The organism is Nostoc cf. edaphicum LEGE 07299 (genome assembly GCF_015207245.1).
GTDB lineage: Bacteria > Cyanobacteriota > Cyanobacteriia > Cyanobacteriales > Nostocaceae > Nostoc > Nostoc edaphicum_B.
Map to the genome: position 1 here is coordinate 1 of NZ_JADEXF010000658.1, position 3,538 is coordinate 3,538.

Sequence of the window (3,538 nt, forward strand, 5' to 3'; positions counted from 1 at the left end):
TCCATTGAGTGTCCGCGATACACATTTTTAGGCTTAATCATTTTTTCTAATCATCTTTATGAAATATTATAACCTGTCGCTCAATAGGAAGAGTAGTTTAATTTTCTATAATGACTGCTGATCGAGGGGATTATCATAACTGTAGTGTTAGGTTTGTAGTAAGGACATGGGATCGGTTAAATTAAGTTTGTTTCACGTATATAAAGCGTAACAAAAAGGTTTTTTTGCTTAAAAGCGCGAGTATAAACAAGCGGTCGATCGCAAGTGAAGTTACCCTAAATGTTTGCCGCAATGCTTGTAAGTTCATGTAATTGATTTGCAACAGATACTCGATGGCATTTTGCACTTTGTAATTCTGCACATAGTAAAAGAATAGACTACTTTTCTCCCGGTGGAAGAACGTTGAGGCGATCGCTACAGTCGCAATCGGAACACAGGTGCAAGTCTACAATTTTACCTCCCAGCAACGGCAACCTGTGGTGGTGAAGGACTAGTGGGAACCAGGGGGCTTTCTGGAGGTGCGCTGTGGGGGACGGGTGCAGAAAGTTTTCAGAGGGGAGTGTGTGGCGGTATTCAAAGGATAAAATAAGTCAAAGTAGGAAAGGTAGGAAAAGTAGGATCTTTTCGTAAACTATTACATAATAGTTTGATATGTTGTAAGCTAAAGTGTTGAATACAGTATTAATCAATAATCGGAACTCTGATTAAATTGTCCTCAAAATTTATTTTAAATATTTAAAAACAGAAAACGTCGGATGCTAGGAGCGCGATTTTTACTTCAAAATAGCGAGCAGACAGTAGAGCAAATTGCCAAAGCATTAGGCTACCAAGATGTATCTCATTTCTCTCGTCAGTTTCGCCAACATCATGGCTTACCTCCCCATACTTGGCGTAAACAACATCATGCGCTTGCTTTGGAAGCTGGCATTTAAATACTACAAGTATACCTTAAGCTTTTAAAAGTACTTTTTCCATCTTTAAGCCCTTCTTTACTAAGCTCCAGACAGATCAGCTTTATATAGATTAGCTTTAGACAAGTCACTCTTGTATAAATTGGTTGCCGATAAGTTTGCTTTATATAAATTTTTACAGCCAGCTATAGTAATTTTGCTACTTCTTCCATTAAGTAAATAGGGTTTGAAGGTTTTTGAATATAAGTTTGAAACCCTGATGCAAGCGCTTTTTCATAGGATTCTCCTTTAGAAACACCACTTAAAGCAATTGCCGGAATTTCTCTAATTGGTGAGAGTGGTAGTGACCTAACTTGCTGTATTAACCAATACCCATCTTTCCCCGGCATCGCAATGTCAGAAATTAAAAGATCCACTATGTTTTGTTGAATTAGTTCAAATGCTAACGAGGCATTATCTGCCAACATTACATTAATTCCATATCTACAAAGTAAATACCTTATTAAGCTTAAATGACTGTTGTCATCATCAACTACAAGTATTGTTAATCCTTTAGAGATAATATCTACCTCTGTTCTCTGGTCTGATAATTTTGCAGTCTCAAAATTTTCTAACATAATCAGATTTAACCGTTACTTGTTTAATGAACGCGAGATAGGACATAATTTATAATTACAAGAAATAAAATAGGGGACTTTCAAAATGTTGTCCCCTGGTTTATATAGAAGTTTGATATGTAATATTCTTCAGCTAGAGTTTTGTGTTTTATGCAGAAATAACAAAACATATTGAAACTGCTGTCACACAAAAGTTAAGCGCAAGTATCAACAGCACCCACGATGTAAGCCAGCCAGATACGTGACAATCAATGGTTGTCATTTGCCCTCTGCGGCATACCATCATCAGCCCGTCAACTCCACACAGGGACTATTGTGTGCGATCGCTCAAGGTGAAGTGCGCTATTCATCCAGCGATAGCCTGTTTGGTGAATCCCGTTGAATAAGCGATCACTCGACTTCAGGTAGCAGCACGTAGCCTGAAATATTACGAATACACCTGTAATCAGCGAAAATTATCCTAAAATGGTGGTTAGAGCCAGTGCAATGCTATAAACCACCATATCTGTACCTTAGACGCGACGAAGGAATGGTTAGCCCTCGACTCAATCGACTACATCGTTGAGTGTCTGGAGGTGTGTGAGAATTTCGAGATGCTGGCGGATTTACGAGAGATATTTCCCAGGCAGACACTAAAGGTTGCTAGTACTAAGGTAGGCCCTAGCCAGAGGGAAATAATTGTCCTTTGGTTACAGCAGTTGAACCAATCCCAAGCAGCGTAAATAGATAACATTAGTCATATTTTGACAACAAATTGTTGTCAAAAGCTGGGCAAGCGTTGCACTATCACTCGAACGTCTTGAAAGTTAAGAAGTTTGTATGTTCTTAACCAATGCCTCGAACAGCGCTAATTCAAGGCATTGGTTAAAGCATTACAGTTTAAGCGATAAGCGATTTCTTAAACAAACCCTTATGCTCCTCTGTAGGGCGGAACTTAAACACCACTGCTGCCTCACCCCAACCGTTGGCATTAGAGATAAAGCTCGCGCATTCAAGTCCCTTATTCAGTAAATGTCGTAGCTAAAGCCAAACGAACCGGAGTATACAAAATGTTCGTTAATTTACCTAGCTTAATCTTCCATCCCAGTTATCTTACGAGGTACAGCGGGAATTGGCTACGAGTTGTTAAGGCTTGCAGCGATAATTTACCTTCAGTACTGTTGTGGGAATAAGCCTAATTTACTCAGCTTCGCCAATCAAAGTAAATGCTGCCCATTCTATAGGATGGCGATACTGTTTCATTGTTGAGAGCATAGCATTTCGCAATGCAACAGCTTTATCAGGGTTTCGCCGCAGATTTTGATAAAACTCTGTCATCAGCAATGTTGTAGAGTCATCCGCCACTGTCCATAAAGATACAATAACACTGGGTGCGCCGGCACTAATCAAAGAGCGAGACAAACCGATAACACCATCGTTCTTGATGTCTCCTCTGCCGGTATCGCAAGCACTCAGCACTACTAAATCAGCATCAAGTTTCATGTCAAAAATTTCACCGCTTGTTAGCAACCCATCATCTTGACTAGAGGGAGCAAGGGCGATCGCTCCCGGTACACCTAAGCCTTTAAAATCATGCAGTAGCCCGTGGGTTGCCAAATGTACCACGTCAACCGACTGCATTAATTGTTTAACAGTGGTTTCAGTAGCTTTACTACCAGTTAATGCTTGGGTATTCAGTATTTTGCCAATTCGCAGTGCTTCTTGTTCTGCACCTGCTAGCGGTGACAACTGCTGAGGCATTGTCGGATTACCGACTACCAATGCAGTACGATTTTTTATTGCTTTGCGCTTGTTTATTTTTTGCTGATGGGTTAACTGCAAAACTTGGATAGCAGGAGCGGTGAGAATAGTATGTTTTTCGATTAGGTATTTGCCGGACTCATCTTGCAAAGCTGGGAAGGGAACGAAAAATAACTCGGCTTGGGGGATAAAAATGACACGGCTATTTGGATCTTGTGGTAAGTTAGAGGCGATCGGTTGAATAAGTATTTGATAGAGTTGCTGTAATGG

General features: G+C 40.2%; 4 protein-coding genes and 1 pseudogene. 2 read left to right on the plus strand and 3 right to left on the minus strand.

Translation table 11 applies throughout. From position 1 onward, the window contains the following. Nucleotides 1-746 precede the first annotated feature (746 nt). A pseudogene (locus tag IQ229_RS18490) lies at nucleotides 747-932 on the plus strand (helix-turn-helix domain-containing protein); the annotation flags it as partial. 60 nt (nucleotides 933-992) lie between these two features. Here the strand turns inward: IQ229_RS18490 and IQ229_RS24905 are convergent. Both IQ229_RS24905 and IQ229_RS18500 read right to left on the minus strand, forming a co-directional pair. Further along, nucleotides 993-1,172, minus strand: coding sequence for a pentapeptide repeat-containing protein (locus IQ229_RS24905; protein WP_194046226.1), 180 nt, complete (start codon nucleotides 1,170-1,172; stop codon nucleotides 993-995). Beyond that, nucleotides 1,097-1,528 (minus strand): response regulator, encoded by a 432-nt coding sequence (locus tag IQ229_RS18500; protein ID WP_194046220.1) that lies wholly within the window; start codon nucleotides 1,526-1,528, stop codon nucleotides 1,097-1,099. Before IQ229_RS18500 ends, IQ229_RS24905 begins: the two co-directional genes overlap by 76 nt. Before the next feature lie 241 nt (nucleotides 1,529-1,769). Between IQ229_RS18500 and IQ229_RS18505 the strand changes: the two genes are divergently transcribed. Continuing rightward, nucleotides 1,770-1,910 carry a hypothetical protein gene (locus IQ229_RS18505; protein ID WP_194046222.1) on the plus strand — a complete coding sequence of 47 codons (141 nt, stop codon included), beginning with the start codon at nucleotides 1,770-1,772 and terminating at the stop codon, nucleotides 1,908-1,910. A 797-nt stretch (nucleotides 1,911-2,707) separates the two neighbouring features. Here IQ229_RS18505 and IQ229_RS18510 read toward each other — a convergent pair. Further along, the coding region (locus IQ229_RS18510) for a CHAT domain-containing protein (protein WP_194046224.1) at nucleotides 2,708-3,538 on the minus strand (831 nt) is incomplete at its 5' end.